Annotated in this window: 15 protein-coding genes; 4 read left to right on the top strand and 11 right to left on the bottom strand. The window is 63.8% G+C overall.

Annotated elements, in window-relative coordinates:
* Position 1: 1 nt before the first annotated feature.
* The 6 genes from EOA27_RS00745 to EOA27_RS00720 form a co-directional block, all read right to left on the bottom strand.
* The gene (locus tag EOA27_RS00745; protein ID WP_127255244.1) at positions 2-379 is read right to left on the bottom strand and encodes a cupredoxin domain-containing protein; all 378 of its coding nucleotides are present in this window, start codon (positions 377-379) and stop codon (positions 2-4) included.
* A complete protein-coding gene (locus EOA27_RS00740) occupies positions 376-2,157 on the bottom strand; it encodes an HAD-IC family P-type ATPase (RefSeq protein ID WP_127255242.1) in 1,782 nt (593 codons plus the stop codon). Before EOA27_RS00740 ends, EOA27_RS00745 begins: the two co-directional genes overlap by 4 nt.
* A 650-nt stretch (positions 2,158-2,807) precedes the next feature.
* Entirely contained in the window at positions 2,808-4,127 is a 1,320-nt protein-coding gene (locus EOA27_RS00735) for a glucoamylase family protein (protein WP_127255240.1), read from the bottom strand.
* A 69-nt stretch (positions 4,128-4,196) separates the two neighbouring features.
* Positions 4,197-4,640 carry a Spy/CpxP family protein refolding chaperone gene (locus EOA27_RS40405; RefSeq protein ID WP_189341864.1) on the bottom strand — a complete coding sequence of 148 codons (444 nt, stop codon included), beginning with the start codon at positions 4,638-4,640 and terminating at the stop codon, positions 4,197-4,199.
* Between the two features lie 197 nt (positions 4,641-4,837).
* The gene (locus EOA27_RS00725; protein ID WP_126080593.1) at positions 4,838-6,316 is read right to left on the bottom strand and encodes a multicopper oxidase family protein; all 1,479 of its coding nucleotides are present in this window, start codon (positions 6,314-6,316) and stop codon (positions 4,838-4,840) included.
* A gap of 78 nt (positions 6,317-6,394) precedes the next feature.
* Positions 6,395-6,847: a hypothetical protein gene (locus EOA27_RS00720; protein WP_126080592.1), complete on the bottom strand. Its 453-nt coding sequence runs from the start codon at positions 6,845-6,847 to the stop codon at positions 6,395-6,397.
* A gap of 277 nt (positions 6,848-7,124) precedes the next feature.
* On the opposite strand from EOA27_RS00720, the gene EOA27_RS00715 reads away from it, so the two are divergent.
* On the top strand, positions 7,125-7,520 hold the full coding sequence (locus EOA27_RS00715) for a hypothetical protein (protein WP_126080591.1): 396 nt from the start codon (positions 7,125-7,127) through the stop codon (positions 7,518-7,520).
* Between the two features lie 17 nt (positions 7,521-7,537).
* Here the strand turns inward: EOA27_RS00715 and EOA27_RS00710 are convergent, their stop codons facing one another.
* The gene (locus tag EOA27_RS00710) at positions 7,538-8,674 is read right to left on the bottom strand and encodes a hypothetical protein (protein WP_126080590.1); all 1,137 of its coding nucleotides are present in this window, start codon (positions 8,672-8,674) and stop codon (positions 7,538-7,540) included.
* Between the two features lie 2 nt (positions 8,675-8,676).
* Positions 8,677-8,937 (bottom strand): hypothetical protein, encoded by a 261-nt coding sequence (locus EOA27_RS41840; RefSeq protein ID WP_245467322.1) that lies wholly within the window; start codon positions 8,935-8,937, stop codon positions 8,677-8,679.
* Between the two features lie 253 nt (positions 8,938-9,190).
* Here EOA27_RS41840 and EOA27_RS00700 point away from each other — a divergent pair, with 253 nt between their 5' ends.
* On the top strand, positions 9,191-9,553 hold the full coding sequence (locus tag EOA27_RS00700; protein WP_126080589.1) for a hypothetical protein: 363 nt from the start codon (positions 9,191-9,193) through the stop codon (positions 9,551-9,553).
* A 53-nt stretch (positions 9,554-9,606) separates the two neighbouring features.
* Here EOA27_RS00700 and recQ read toward each other — a convergent pair whose 3' ends face one another.
* Positions 9,607-11,451, bottom strand: coding sequence for a DNA helicase RecQ (recQ, locus tag EOA27_RS00695; RefSeq protein ID WP_126080588.1), 1,845 nt, complete (start codon positions 11,449-11,451; stop codon positions 9,607-9,609).
* A gap of 240 nt (positions 11,452-11,691) precedes the next feature.
* On the opposite strand from recQ, the gene EOA27_RS00690 reads away from it, so the two are divergent.
* Complete coding sequence (locus EOA27_RS00690; protein WP_126080587.1) at positions 11,692-12,318, top strand: LysE family translocator; 627 nt, start codon at positions 11,692-11,694, stop codon at positions 12,316-12,318.
* Between the two features lie 167 nt (positions 12,319-12,485).
* On the opposite strand, the gene EOA27_RS00685 is transcribed toward EOA27_RS00690, so the two are convergent.
* A complete protein-coding gene (locus EOA27_RS00685) occupies positions 12,486-12,818 on the bottom strand; it encodes a cupin domain-containing protein (protein ID WP_126080586.1) in 333 nt (110 codons plus the stop codon).
* Positions 12,819-12,876: 58 nt separating this feature from the next.
* Complete coding sequence (gene uxaC / locus EOA27_RS00680) at positions 12,877-14,313, bottom strand: glucuronate isomerase (protein ID WP_126080585.1); 1,437 nt, start codon at positions 14,311-14,313, stop codon at positions 12,877-12,879.
* A gap of 279 nt (positions 14,314-14,592) precedes the next feature.
* Here uxaC and EOA27_RS00675 point away from each other — a divergent pair.
* A partial coding sequence (locus EOA27_RS00675; protein ID WP_145970234.1) for a mannitol dehydrogenase family protein occupies positions 14,593-15,813 on the top strand: 1,221 nt, incomplete at its 3' end.

Raw genomic sequence — 15,813 nt, 5'->3', positions numbered from 1 at the left:
CCTATTCGACGATGAGGCGGCCGCGGAACATGCCCATGGGGCATGCGAATCCGAACTCGCCTGGTTGCTTGGGCATCAGATCGACGGCGACGGTTTCACCGGTAGGCAGATCGGCGCTCCTCTGGAAATCGGGGAAGATCACCTTGTCCGAGCAGGAGGCGGTTTCCTCACGGCGGAAATTCGGCCGGACCGGGCGGCCGCTGCGGACGACGATCGTGTCGGGCGTGTAGCCGCCCTTGACCAGGATCATCGCCTCCTGATAGCCGCCGCTCGTATCCGCGGCGCGGATGCCCTTCGAACGCTTGAGCCAGAAGAACCAGATGATGAAGGCGACCAGGCCGATCCCGGCCACGGTCACTATCCAGCGGTCGGGTGTCATGAGCCTGTCCTCCTCGGCTGAAAGAAGCGCAAACGATTGGCGTTGGTGACGACGGTCACCGAACTGAAGGCCATGGCGGCGGCTGCGATGAGGGGAGAGAGCAGAAGCCCGATGAACGGGTAGAGCACGCCCGTCGCGACCGGGATTCCCAGCGCGTTGTAGCCGAATGCGCCGACGAGGTTCTGCCGGACGTTGCGCATCGTCGCCCGGCTGATCTCGATCGCCGTGACCACGCCCATCAGACTGCCCTTGATAAGCGTCACGTCGCTTGCCTCGATGGCGACGTCGGTTCCGGTGCCGATGGCGAAACCGACATCGGCCTGGGCGAGCGCCGGCGCGTCGTTGACGCCGTCGCCGACCATGCCGACCGACTTGCCTTCGAGCTGTAGTTTCTGCACCTCGTGCGCCTTGTCGTCTGGCAGGACCTCCGCCAGCACGCGATCGATGCCGACCTCGCGCGCGATTGCCCGACCCGTGCGTTCGTTGTCGCCGGTCAGCATGACGACCTCGATGCCGAGCCCTCTCAGGATTTCGATCGCCGCCCTGGAATCCGGCTTCACGGTGTCGGCGACCGCGATCAGTCCAGCCGCCTGCCCGTCGACCGCCACATACATCGGCGTTTTGCCTTCATTGGCGAGGCGCTCCCATTGGGGCAGCAGCGCGTCTGCGGGAGATCCGGCGCTCACCTTGCCATCGACCGGGACCTTTTCGCCGGGACGGACGATCACCGTGTCGCTGACCAGCACCTCCTCGACGGGGAGGTCGATTTCCTTGCTGTCGCGCACGACTCTTGCCGTCTTGGCCTGCAACCCGATCAGCTTCTTGATCGCCTGCGAGGTTCGGCCCTTGGCCTTGATCTCGAGGGCGAGACCCAGCACGACGAGCGCCACGACGACATCGGTGACGTCCCAGAAGACTTCGGCCAGCGCCATGTCGGGAAAGATCCCGGGCCATGCGACCGCCACGACCGAATAGAGGAACGCCGCCGTGATGCCGATTGAGATCAGCGTGTGCATATTGGCAGCGCGGTGCTTCAGCGCGTCCCACATGCCGACAAAGAACTGCGATCCGGACCACAGCAGGACGGGCAGGCTCAGCACGCCAAGCAGCGCCCAAACGATCCGGCGCGTGTCGCTGCCCATGGGCATCCATTCGCGCAGTCCCGGAATGAGATCGGGATAGCTGAGAGCCATCACCGGGAGGGAGATGACGGCGGCGAGCCAGAACCTGCGCATCAGGCCGCGGTATTCCTGCTCGTTGGCCGCCTCCGCCGGGTCCAGCGTCTCGTCCGTGGGTTTCACCTTCGGCTCGGCGACCCGATAGCCGGAGGATTCGATCGACCTCCTCAATTCCTGGAAATTGGCCCGTTCCGGTTGATACTCTATGTCGACAACGTTGGGTGCGAGGCTGGCGCGGGCGGCGATGACGCCCGGGGTCATCTTCAGCGCCAGCTCGACACGTGTGGCGCATGAGGTGCAATGCATGTTCTTGATCGGAATGCGCATCGTCGCCGTACCGGCGGCGTAGCCGACGGAGCGGATGGCGCGCAGGATTTCGGCGACCTTTGCCTGGGCAGGATCGTAGCTGACCATCGCCGTCTGGGTGGCGAGATTGACTGAGGCGGTCTGCACCCCTTTGACGGCCCGAATGGCTGTTTCGATCGTTGGCGGGCAGTGGGCGCAGTTCATTCCTCCAATGCGGAGGGTGAGTGACTCGCGCGCCTCGGCCAGGCCACCAGACGGGTGGTCAGGGATCGCGGCTTCTGTCCGCATGTTCATGAGTTTTCTCCTCGAAATACATTCGCGACCGAAGCCAGCGTAGGCCCGGCACAAAAGAGCGATCCTGTTCGGCAGGCGTGGAATTTGCCCGCCGAGCAGGGCGTCAGAGAACGGAACGAGGGGGCCGAAAGGCTTCGTCAGGCCTGGTCAGCGCGAAACCCGATTGGTCGGGGAAAGCTGGGGCGCCAGGCTCAGCTGCGGAGGCGAGATCAGGACCAGCTGCCAGAGCAACTGCCGAACAACCGAAACAATGTCCACCCATGCACAGGCCGCAATGGCCGTCATGGCAACCCGACTCGTCCAGGGTTGATGCCGACAGAGAGGCCGCCGAGGCCTGCCGATCGGCCTTGCCATCGGCAACCGACTGGACGACCTTGGCTGACGAGAAGTCTGGTGATGCGCCGAACTCGTGCGCTTGCGCCGAGCCCGAAGGCGTCAGCAACAGGAAAAGGGCAAGCCCGAACGCAAGCATGATCGCACCGAAGGGGCCGCTTGCAGTCCGATGGCGTCGCTGCCAGATGTGACAAGATTGTTCAAGCACAGCAAGGCTTCCGAGCTATTCACCATGGGCATGATCGCCCCTTCGATTCAGATGCGCTTTGATGTGCGTCAAATCGATCGACCCACTCGCGGGGACCAAAGCAATCAGTTCAGCCAGGATTCGCATCGTTCAGCCAGCCGCCGTTGAACCCGGCGCGGCGCAATCCGGTGAGGATGTAAGGGCAACCGCGCATCAAGCGCCAAACCGTGTCGCTCAGGTGGTTCTCGATCATCAGCACGATGGGGCCCTGGTTGATGCCGAAGTGCCAGGGCGACACCCACCACCCGTACGGATTGCCAGGCTCGCCCGGGTGGGTGGGATTGAAGGCCGCCTTGAAGCCGTATCTGTTGAACTCCTTCAGCTTCGCCTGATGGATGCAGAAGTCGAGCGCCTCCAACACGATCTCCGGAGCGAACGGCAATGAGGCGGCGACCGCCCATGGAGCGAGCGTGCCGTCATCCGGTCCATAGGGAACGCCGCGGCCGACATAATCGTAGAACTCCCGCTGGACACCATTGAGTTTGAGAGTGGCCGGACCAGGTCCCTCGCTTGCGGTGATCCCCCAGCAGCATTCGCGGTAACCTTCGAACTTACGCGGATTCATGATGGCATAGCATTGCTGGAGATAGGTCGCCCGCCGGCTGTTCTCGAAATAGTCGATGCCCTTCCCGCGCATGAACGCGTCCTGTATCCCGCGAAAGTCGATCCAGACATGCGACAGCTGATGCGTGAACAACGGCCCCGCATAGAGATATTCGTAGCCGTAGCAGCTTTCCCAGCGATAGGTCGACGTCCAGGCGGCGTAGCTGCTCTCGGGAAGCGGAAAGGTCGGTGAGCCGAGCGCCAGAATGTAAAGCAGGAGGGCCTCGTCATAGCCCTCCCAGCGGTATTTGATGAACCCGTTTTCCGGGGTCCAGCCATGCGTCACCGTTGCGCCCTGGTTCTGTGCCCACTGCCAGTCGGCACGGCGATATAGCGCATCGGCAAGCGTGCGGATTTCCTGCTCGTCGGCGGTCTCTTCACCGAAATACGCGGCCGCCGACAGGGCGCCTGCCAACAGGAGGGCGCTGTCGATCGTGGACAGCTCGCACTGCGAGGCGCGCCGTCCTGTCTGCATGTCGAGGAAATGATAGTAGAGCCCACGATAGCCGGTCGCGTCGGGCTCCGGCCCCTGGGGACTCGTGTGGAAGAAGCGGAGCGTAGCCAGGGTCCGCGCGACGGCTTCTTGCCGGGTCATGTATCCGCGCTCGACGGCGACCGGATAGCAGGTGAGAGCGAGACCCGTCGCCGCTATGCTGGCCGGCCAATCGGCGGCGGTCTTGTCGCGGATGAGGCCGTTGGCGGGATTCACCTCGCCCAGGAAGTAGTCGAAGGTTTCGCGCTGCAAAAGCAGCAGCTCTTCCGCGCGGACGCTCCGCTTCGTCTTCATGGTCTCACCTGGAGATCTCGCGTCGATCGCGGGGGCCCTCGCGGTCTGGTGCAACGGCCCCTTCATGTCTCACATCATGCCCATCGGGGCCGGCGCGAGCAGCTTGTCGGCCACCGCCTTCTGGGCATCGTCCAGCGACGCGTAGAAGGGCTCCAAAGCGACCTTGAGCCGCCTCAGTCCCTCGAGCCGCGTCGACAGCATTCGCTCCTGAACCTCGATCCGCTCCACTGGCGTTTCGGGGCCGGTATCCCCGCCCATCATACCGGCCGGCATTTTCGCCATCATGTCCTTGGCCGAGTGAGCGTTTGCCCGCAGCGCCTCGGCGACGGCGTCCCACAGGGGCCGCTGGGCCTTGGTGAGTTTCAGTTCGGTCGAGAGGAAGGCGATCCGCCCCTCGACATGGTCGGGCGACATCATCTGACCCATAGGAGTGTCGCCGCCCGCCATCATCGCCATCATCATCTTCATCATGCCGTTCGGCATCATGGTGTTGGACAAGTTGCCCATCATCATGGGCATCCCCGAGCCAGTGCCTCCGTCCTCCGCATTCTCCGTCGCGGCAGGGGGCGGCGAGGAGTCTCGGCTGCCAGCCGGATGATGCGCATCGTTCGCGAGAACGGGCGCCGAGAATGCGAGGACTGCTCCGATCGCCAGGGTCCTGAAGAGGGTATTCATATCGTTCCGTCTCATGGTCCTATCCTTGAAATCGGTTAGGCGGCGTAGTCGACGACGGTCATCATGCCGGTCGCCATGTGGTAGAGGTGATGGCAGTGGAACGCCCATGTCCCTGGGTTGGCAGCATCGAACGCCACCGTCACCTCGCGCATCGGCGGCAGCCAGACGGTGTCGCGGACAGCCCCCGCGAAGCGGCGGCCGTCGATGGCGACAACCTGGAAATGATGGCCGTGGAGGTGCATGGGATGGCCCATTATACTTGCGTTGCGCAGGACGAGTTCGATGCGCTCACCCTTTCGCACGGCGATCGGCTGATGGTTGCCCCATGTCCTGCCGTTGAGCGTCCAGGAGTAGCCCTGCATGGTGCCGCCAATCTCGACGGCCTGGTTCCGGTTCGCCGATCTCAAGGCCAGAGGCTTGGCGGCGACGAGGCTGGACTCGAATGCGAGGTCGAACGCGGCTGTCGCCTGGTCGCCAACCGGCGCGATGCGCTTTACCGCGCCGCCCCTGGTCGCCAGCACGAAACCAGTGCGCTCGACACTGCCCTCACGCAGCGCCAGGATCGGCCAGGCTCCCGCCTCGTCCGGAATACGCAGCCGGATGTCGAGGCGCTGGCCCATGGCGAGCGGAAAGCGGCGACCGCGCACTGGCGTGACGGCATTCCCGTCGACAGCGATTGCCTCGCCCTCGATCGACCCGGTGTCGACCCAGAATGCCGTTGCGGTCGCGCCGTTGATGAGCCGCAGCCGGACCGTGCCGTTGCGTTCGACAGCAAACAGCTGTGGATCGTCCAGCGTCCGGTCGTTCGCCAGGTAGGCGTCGTATTGGATGTCGTTGACGTCCATCGGCATGGCCATGCCTTGCCCGTCCGACATGCCTTGCCCGTCCGACATGCCCTGCATGTCCATGCCTGACATGCCCGACATCGAGTGCCCGGCCATGCCGCCGTTTCCCGATGCAGGCGCTGATCCGGTCAGCCCGGCCAGCAATTCCTCAGGCGTTTTGAAGCTGAAGTCGTGAAACAGCACCACCAAGGGCTGCTCGTCCGCGCCTGCCTCCGCAGGGTCTGTGACGATCAGGGGCGCGGCAAGCAGCTGCTGTTCCTGCAGCGTGTGGGCATGCATCCAATGCGTGCCCGGCGTCGTGACGGGGAAGCTGTAATCATAGGACTGGCCCGGCTGCAGCAACGGTTGCGGCAGGTCGGGCACGCCGTCCTGTCCGAACGGCGGCGTCAGGCCGTGCCAATGGATCAAGGTCGGCGCGTGCAGCCTATTTTCGAGCCGGACCTGGAAGTCATTGGCGGCCGAGGTGACAAGCCCAGGGGTGCCGTCGGGCTGGACGAGACCGAAGACTTTGGCGGCACGGCCGGCCACCTCGATGATGCGGGTATCTGCCCGGATGATGCTCGGGGAGGCCGCCTGTACAGCGCGGGGATTGATCAGCGGCAGGACGACGCCCGCGGCGCCGGCAGCCACCGTGGATGCCAGGAACTGGCGACGGGATATGGATTGCATTGCAAAGCTCTCATGTTCGTGACTCGAGGGCCGGATTGACCGGCGGCGAAGCGCACGAACGCCAGGGCGCGCGTGCGCTCAGGCGGTCACGACGAGCTTTGGAGGGCGCAGCCCGACAGGCACGTCACTTGGAGAGGATACGAAAGGCGGCGCCGTCGCGACGGGGTGGCTTCCCGAAATCGCGACGAAGAGATGGACGTCAACCGGGACGCAGAATGAGCAGCCTGAAGCCGAGATGCCGCATGTGCCTTGATGGCGCGCATGGCCGAAATCCTTGCACGGGGCGGAACCATCATGTCGGATCGCCGCGGAGCCATGATTATGCTCTGCTGCCCATTGGGCGCCAAACGAAGCCGCGGCCGAATTGGCATGGCTGGAAAGGACCGTGGAGAACGCCATCAGCAACGCGAGGCAGACGGCCAGCCAACGCGAACCGCCAAATCCTGACGGGCGCTTCATGGAACGGCCAAGCCTTGGTCGGATGCCTTTCCGATCCACAATCAACCCTTTCCGAGCCTCGGCGAACGCCATCTTGGAACTAATCTATCCCGCAAACGTGGGCCGGAATTTGCCAAACTCGTTCAAGCACAATGCGGCTTCCATGTTCTTCACATTAAGATTACCTCTTCAATCAAAATGCGCTTTGACATGCGTCAATCCGATCGAACCGGCTCTGGGGGACAATTCCAGGACAAATAAGAGGGTCTCTAGTGGAACCATCCCGCGGAGGACCATTTTCGACACACGCCCTGGGCCGAATCCAGTCGGCTGTTTCACGATGGGTGATAGGATGACTGTGCGAACCATCGTGGCCGCCCTGGCAATTGCGTTTTCCCTCTCGCCTTCGTATGCAGCACAGCATCGTCTGCCGAGCGGTTACAAATGGGGCCGCTGCCTGCTCGTCGTTCACGGCGAGACCCGCATATCCGGAAAATGCTCCTATCAGATCGAGCAGGGCGGCGATTTCAACATCCAGGGCCCCAAGCAGGTTTTCGCCGGCATCGACTATCCCGACACGCATAGCGGGGCTGGCGAGATGTCCAAGGATTACTGGGCCGTTGTCTACAAGGACGGAGATTCTTGGGCAGGCTATGCCAACGGGGATATTCGCGAGACGCACGGCGAGGTGGGCGATTGGGGAGAGCTTCGCTGCGAAGGCGCCTGCTATATCGGGAGGGACGTCAAGGTCTGCCTTTGGCGTTGACCGGCCCCCGGGCACGCCTATCCCAGCAACGTCACACGTTCGATGAAGCGCCCCTTGCCGGCGTGACGTTCCCGGATCGCTTGAAGCCGGTGGCGAAATTCCTCGGTACTGCCCCCTCTTTCGGCAAGCACCGACAGATCGGAAAGAAGCGCCGCCGCCTTGTCGTAACCGGCTGGATTGCGTCGCATGATCTCGGTCTCGACCTCTGCCCAGACGTTCTCGCCCCGCTGACGAAGCGCATCGATCCGGACATCGCGGGCCTTCTCGGCCGCTTCCGCCAGCAATCGCCGCTGCGCTTCCGCCGCCTCCGCCTCGGCGCGCTTGCGGGCAAGGCGAATTTCTTCGGCCCGTGCCCGCAGATCCGCTGATGTGCGCAAAGCGCCAGGCGAGATTGTCGTTTCGGGTTCCAAACGCGCCCGTATCGTGGCCCGCAACTCGGCGGATAGATTGGGCTCGCCGTTGAAAACCCGCATGAGCAGACTGGTCTTCTCAGCGTCGTTCATCGCCGCGACCACCCGTCGGGCCATTTCCGGCTCCGGGCCGGCGGGCGCCGTTTCCGCGCTTCGCTCGGCCGCCGCCTGGACCAGACCATGATCGATGCCGAAGAATTCGGCAAAGGCTTCGAGCGCCTCGGACAGCGGCCCGATTCCCGGCATCGGCTCCGGCGCATCGGGTTCAACGGCGTCCGCTTCGACAGCCATCAACCAGGTGAGATAGAAAAGCCGAAGATCGCCTGCGAGCAAGTCGGCTCGCAATGGCGCCAAGGCGGCGAGCCAACTCGAGTCCTCATCGTCCAGATATTCGTGCTCCTCCTCGTCGCGTGAGATGCTTATGATGACGTTCTCGCCGGCGTCTTTGAGCATGACGTCGTCGGTCGCCGCGAGGAAGCTGCCTATGCGGTCCCGATCGACCAACCGAGCCGGCAGCTTGATCATCAGGCGGCGGGAACCCCAGTTGGCGAAATAGAGATGAAGATCGAACCAGCGCGCCATAAGCTCGTCCGGATCGCCCCTGAAGTCTCCCCACTCGTAGGAATTGGTGAAGCTGGTGGCGGTGATCCGCGCCCGCGAAGACAGGCCGCGAAGCACCTGTCGATCCGCGTTGCCAAGAGGACGATCGACCGCCTGGAATTCGTAATATTGGTATTCGCTCATTGCTAAACCGGGTGCAGGAGTTCATCGGCTTCGAGGATATGGAGCGCCTCGGCGAGCGTCACATTCGCATGCAACAGCCACCATTTGCCCGTATGCCGCATCCAATAGATGTCGAATCTGTCTGGTCCGATGCAGTCCAGCCTGGCGAAAGGCGCGTCGAACTCCTCCTCGCCGCGATTTTGCTCCAGCCCGACCGAAACCGCTGGATGAAGCGTTACCGCCCGCCCGCCCATGCGCCCCGGATGTCGACTGTGTAATTCCATTTCGTCGGTCGTATCTCGGACAGGTACCTGGGTTTGAGGACGTCCTGAATGAACTTCTCGCATGCCGTGACAATCACCTGTTTCTCTCGCTGGCTGACTGCCGCGGGCCTTGGGGCCCTGTGGACCCACCGCTTGCCTTGGACCATGGTGTTGATCCATCCTTTGTTTGCTGACCCTGTCTCTTACGACCGCCGACATCCTGTCGATTCACAACTGAGCGAGCAAACATGAAACCGGAGCAACGGGCAAGAAAGTGGATCGAGAAGAAAGCCAAGAAAGTGTGCGAAGCTACCCTGTTGGCACCGTTGCCTTCTATGGTCCCGATGACAGCCGCGCCACCAAGGTGGCGGTCGCGATACTTCCGTACCAGGACTCTGAGGTGACCGAGCTGCGTCGCTGGTTCGGCGAAACGGGCGATCTGCGCAAGGATGACATGATCTTCGCCGAAATCGCGGCGTTCTTGTGGGAGCAAGACGTCCATTCCGTGGTGATGGTCGACGGAATTCTAGGTTGTCCGCATGAGGAAGGAACCGACTATCCTGAAGGCGGCGTCTGTCCGAAATGCCCCTATTGGGCAGGGAGGGATCGCTGGGCGGGTAAGCTCAAAGCCTACTGAGCCCGGTCGAGATTGATCGGAGGCGGAGCGCCGCACGATCCCGCGATGAAGCTTCAGTCCGATCCATCGGCCTGATGCGCCGCGATCGCAGTCAAAAACACTTCCCCGAACTCCTTCAGCTTGGCGGCGCCCACGCCGTTCACCTCGGCGAACTCGTCGAGGTCTTGCGGGCGGCGCTCGGCCATGTCGATCAGCGTGCGGTCGGAGAACACCACATAGGCCGGCACCTGGCGTTCCTTGGCGAGCCGCAGCCGCAGCGTCTTGAGCGTCGCCAGAAGCGATGCATCGACGCCCTCGCCATCCACGGCCAAGCCTTGCGCGGCACGCTTCCGGCCGCGCGCAAGACGGTCCCGGCCCTCGACGCGATACTCGAAGGCAACCTCGCCACGCCCGAGCGCGCGGCCGCTTTCCGAGATGGCGAGGCCGCCATGGCCGTCCGGATCCGGCACCAGGAAGCCGCCGGCGACCAGCTGCCGGACCAGCGACAGCCAGACCGGCTTCCTGTGCATGATGCCGGTCCTGAAGCTGGCGATCTTCTGATGGCCTCTCGCCAGCACCTTCTCGGTCTCGTGGCCGAGCAGGATGTCGATGACGTGGGCGGCTCCGAAGCGCTCGCCACTCTGCGCCACGGCCGCAAGGATGATGCGCGCCTCGGCGCTGCCGTCGGCGCGCGGCGCCTGGTTAAGACAGTTGTCGCAATTGCCGCAGGCCTTCGCCTCCTCGCCGAAATAGCCGAGCAGCACCTGGCGTCGGCACTGCGCCGTCTCGCAATAGCCGATCAGCGTGTCGAGCCGGCGATGCGCCCGTCTCTTGTGCTCGGGCGAGGTATCCTCCTCGTCGATGAACATCCGGCGCGTGCGGATGTCGCCGGCGCCGTAGAGCATATGCGCTTCGGCCGGCCGTCCGTCGCGCCCGGCGCGGCCGATCTCCTGGTAATAGGCCTCCAGGCTGCCCGGCAGGTCGGTGTGGAAGACATAGGCGAGGTCGGGCTTGTCGATGCCCATGCCGAAGGCGATGGTCGCCACCATGACGACGCCCGACAGGCTCATGAAGGCATTCTGGTTCGCTTCCCGCGCCTCCTTGCTCATGCCGGCATGATAGGCGAGCGCGCGCACGCCGTTCTTCTCCAGGAAGGCCGCCATTTCCTCGGTCTTGCGCCGCGACAGGCAGTAGATGATGCCGCTTTTGCCGGGGTGCCGCTCGACGAAGCGCAGCAGCTGGCGCTTGCTGTCCTGCTTGGTCTCGATCGCCAGCTTGATGTTGGGCCGGTCGAAACCCAGCACCAGCGTTTCGGCGCGTCCGGCAAACAGCCGTGCCTCGATGTCGCCGCGCGTCGCCTCGTCCGCCGTCGCCGTCAGCGCAATGATCGGCACGTGCGGAAACACGCCGCGCAGCTGCGACAGGTCCTCATATTCGCGGCGGAAGGCCGGGCCCCATTGCGAGATGCAATGCGCCTCGTCGATGGCGATCAGGCTGACATCGAGCCGCGACAGCGCATCCAGCATACGCTCCGTCATCAGCCGCTCCGGCGCCAGATAGAGCAGCCGCGTCTGCCCGGATGCCACGCGGCGCCAGGCCGCGACATTGGCCTCGCGATCGAGCGAGGAGTTGATCGTGTCGGCAGCCACGCCGGCAAGGCGCAAGGCGGCGACCTGATCCTGCATCAGCGCCACCAGCGGCGACACCACGATGGTGAGCCCGCCCTTGACCAGCGCCGGAACCTGATAGCAGAGCGACTTGCCGGCGCCCGTCGGCATGACCGCCAGCACATGGCGTCCGGAGAACAGCGCCTCGATCACGGTCGCCTGCCCGGGACGGAAATCGTCGTAGCCGAACACATCCTTCAGCACGCGACGCTTGGGATCCTCGGCCCGGATGCTCGCTGCCTGTGCCGGCATCAGGCAGACACCGGACAGGAAGTCGTTTTCGGGAAGATGCGAAGAGCAGACAAGTGATTCACCGCGTGATGCCTTGGAGTAGCGCAGCCGCGACCCGGCCACAACCGCGCTTTGCGGGTAGCCCTGTCGCCTCGCGCCAATGTCGCATCGAAAAGCCATGGCTGGCACACTGGCTGGAGAGCCCCGGCTGCTATGGTTCGATGCATCCATGCCGGCAGCAACCGCAAAAGGAACCTTCGCATGATCGACCCCGCCACGCTCATCACCTACATCGCGGTCGTGTTCGGCTTCGTCTTCATTCCGGGACCGGCGACGCTGCTCACCGTGGCGCGCGCGACGAGCTCGGGCACGAAGGTCGGCATCGCTACCGGCGCCGGTGTCGCGGCGGGTGATGTCATCCACACCATCATGGCCATTGTCGGCATCTCGGCCATCATCGCCGCCTCGGCGATGCTGTTCAGCATCGTCAAATATATCGGCGCTGCCTATCTCGTTTATCTCGGCATCCGCGCCATTCTCGAAAAGGCGCCGGCCAATCTGGCGGGCAGGACGCTACCGATCTCGGCGCGAAAAGCCTTCCGGCAGGCGATCCTGACCGAAGTGCTCAACCCGAAGACGGCTCTGTTCTTCCTCGCCTTCCTGCCGCAATTCGTCCACCCGCAAGGCGGTTTCGTGGTGCTGCAACTGATGGTGCTGGGCATCATCTTCATCCTGCTCGGTCTCTTCAGCACTGTCGTCTTCGCGGTCAGCGCGGGCGGACTGGGTTCCTTCCTGCGCCGCAATCCGGCAGTGCTGAAATGGCAAGGCAAGGTGGTCGGCGGCATCTATTGCGCCCTCGGCATACGGCTCGCGCTGCAGCAGCGCTGAGTTTTCCCAACCTGCCGGCAGTCGGTCGCCGTTAAGCTTATCTTCACCATGCTGCGGCACCTTTGCACTTCTGCGGCAATGTTTGAGTACCGCGGCGGCGCAACCAGCGCCCAGGCAACAAGCCCGCGCTTTATACGGCGCGGGCTTTTCCTTTGAGAAGCGGATACTCAGCCGAGGAAATCGGCGCGGTAAGGCGCGAAGCTGTCGACCAGGCGCCCGGCCTCCAGCGCCTTGACGCCATGCACGAGATTGGAAGGCACGATGAAGCTGCTTCCGGTCTCGAGGATTTCCGATCGGCCGTCGATGGTGACCTCGAAGCGGCCCTCGGCGACATAGCTTGCCTGGACATGCGGATGCGAATGCAGAGCGCCGACCCCGCCCTTTTCAAAAGCAAATTCGACCATCATCAGTTCGTCTGTGTGCACCAGCACGCGCCGGCGATTGCCGTCCGGCGTCGGTTCCCAGGCTTTTGCGCCTGCGTGTGAGAAAATATCGCTCATCGTCCAATTTCCATTCGAAGCATGACGTTCCTCCATGCCAAACCCATGGGCGCCAGGCTCAGAGCCGGTACGCCTTCTTGGCAAGCGTATAGGCAAGGTCGCGCGCCAGCTCATGCGCCTCGTCCTCGCGCAGCCGATGCTCGGCGACCAGCCGCGCCAGGAAGGCGCAGTCGACGCGGCGCGCGACGTCGTGGCGCGCCGGGATCGACGGAAAGGCGCGCGTGTCGTCGTTGAAGCCGACCGTGTTGTAGAAGCCTGCCGTCTCGGTAGTCATCTCGCGAAAGCGGCGCATCCCTTCCGGACTGTCGTGAAACCACCAGGCCGGCCCCAGCTTCAGCGCCGGATAGACGCCGGCGAGCGGCGCCAGCTCGCGTGCGTAGCTCGACTCGTCGAGCGTGAACAGGATGATCGTGATGTCGCGTTCCAGCCCGACGCAGTCGAGCAGCGGCTTCAGCGCCGTCACATAGTCGGCCCGCGTCGGGATATCGAAACCCTTGTCGCGGCCGAATTTCTGGAAAACGGCAGGCGAATGATTGCGCCATGATCCGGGATGGATCTGCATCACAAGGCCGTCGTCGCGGCTCATCTTGGCCATTTCGGTCAACATCTGCGCCCTGAACAGCCGCCGCTCGCGCTGGTCGTCGGAGCCGCGGCGGATACGGTTGAACAGCTCCTCAGCCGCCGCATCGGAGAGATTGGCGGTCTCGGCGGTCGGATGGCCATGATCGGACGAGGTTGCTCCGAACGCCTTGAAATAGGCGCGACGCTGCCGATGCGCATCGAGATAGCCTGTCCATGTACCAGTATCGCATCCCGTGATGTCGCCGAGGCGGTCGAGATTGCCCAAGAATCCTTCGAAATCGGGATCGACTACCGCGTCCGGCCGGTAGGCCGTGACGACGCGGCCGTTCCAGCCGCTGTCGCGGATCGTCCGGTGCCATTTGAGATCGTCGAGCGCGCCCTCGGTCGTGGCGATCACCTCGATGTTAAAGCGCTCGAACAGCGCACGCGGACGATAGTCGTCGCGCTGCAGCAGCGTGGCGATCGTATCGTAGGTGCGATCGGCGGAAGCGGCTGTGAGCGGCTCCTCGATGCCGAACAGATGCGCGAACACATGGTCGAGCCAGAGCCGGGTCGGCGTGCCGCGGAAGAGATAATAATGCTCGGCGAAGCGCCGCCAGATCATCCGGCCATCGGTCTCGCCCGGCGCGCCATCGAGCGTCGGCACGCCGAGCTCTTCCAGCCGCAAGCCCTGGCTGAACAGCATGCGAAGGATGTAATGATCGGGCACGATCAGCAATTGCGCCGGATCGGGGAACGGCTCGTTGAGCGCATACCAGCGCGGGTCGGTATGACCGTGCGGACTGACGATGGGCAGGTCCTTCACGCCGGCGTAAAGGGCGCGGGCCAGTGCGCGCGAATTCGCCTCGGGCGCAAACAGCAGTCGGGATCGGTCGATGTGGCCACTTGGCTCCTCCGGATTGCATTGGAGCATGATCTCGAACCGAGGGTCGGTGAACGCAAAAAGCGGGAACCCGCTTTTGCAAAAGATCATGATCCGACAAAGAGTTAGATCGCAATGGCGATTAAACTAAACGCCATCCTGATCTAACGGTGAATCCGTCGGAGGCAATGTCAACATGCAAAACGATCGATTGCATGGCGGCCCTCGAAAGCAACGCAGCCATTGTGCGCGCCGACAGTGGATGTTACGTCGCTGCCATCTTTTTCGCCCGGCGTCAGGCGGGCAACCCGATCGGAGACTTCGCTTCCCATGAACGGTCGCCTGTCCAACGCCACAATCGCTGAGCTGCCCGCCGAAGTCCTTATTCCTCGCTACGCCTGCAATTCTGTCACGCCCGGCATCGTCCATCTTGGCGTCGGCGCCTTCCACCGCGCCCACCAGGCGGCCTATGTCGACGCCTGCCTGGCGGACGGCGAGAGCGATTGGGGCATCGTCGGCGTCTCGCTGCGCAGCCCCGACACGCGCGACGCGCTTCAGCCGCAGGATGGGCTCTACACGCTGGCGATCAGGGACAGCGCCGGCGAACAGCTGCAGGTGATCGGTTCGATCCAGTCCTTGCTCGTCGCTCCGGAGTATCCCGGCGCGGTGCTCGCCGCACTGACCGACCCGCGCATCCGCATCGTGACGCTGACCATCACCGAGAAGGCTTATCTCAGGGCGGCCGACGGCACGCTCGACAGCGCGCACCCCGACATCGTCCACGATCTCGCCAACCCCGGATCGCCGAAGACGGCGCATGGCTTTCTCACCGAATCACTGGCGCGCCGCAGCATTGCCGGCACGCCGCCTTTCACGGTGCTCTGCTGCGACAACCTTCCGGCCAACGGCGCGACGCTGCACCGACTGCTGATCGAATTCGCGAAACTGCGCGATGCCGATCTCGGCCGCCATGTCGCCGACGAAGTCGCCTTTCCGTCTTCCATGGTCGACCGCATCGTGCCGGCGACGACGGATGCCGACCGGACGCGCATCGGCCAACAGCTCGGTGTCGAGGATGCCTGGCCGGTGATGACCGAGCCCTTCCGCAAATGGGTGGTCGAGGACCGTTTCCCGGCCGGACGGCCGGCGTGGGAGAAATTCGGCGTCACCATGGTCGAGGATGTCGGCCCGTTCGAGGATATGAAGCTGAGGCTGCTCAACGGCGCGCATTCAGGCATCGCCTATCTCGGCCTGCTCAGCGGCCATGCCACCGTCGACTGCGCCTTTGCCGACCCGTCGATCCGGCAATTCGTCGACCGGCTCTGGGCCGAGGCCATCCCGACGCTGCCGCAGGATGCCGGGCTCGACCCGATCCCCTACACGGCCGAGCTCGCCCAACGCTTTTCCAACACCGCGCTCGCCCACCGCACCGCGCAGATCGCCAATGACGGCAGCCAGAAATTGCCGCAGCGCATCGTCGCTTCCGCGCTTGCCCGGATGGAGGCGGGCCTGCTGCCGGAACATCTGTCGCTGGTTGTCGCCGCCTGGATC

Source organism: Mesorhizobium sp. M2A.F.Ca.ET.037.01.1.1, from assembly GCF_003998075.1.
Lineage (GTDB): Bacteria > Pseudomonadota > Alphaproteobacteria > Rhizobiales > Rhizobiaceae > Mesorhizobium.
The sequence above is the reverse complement of the archived record's forward strand: the minus strand, read 5'-3'. Positions and strand labels throughout refer to the sequence as shown.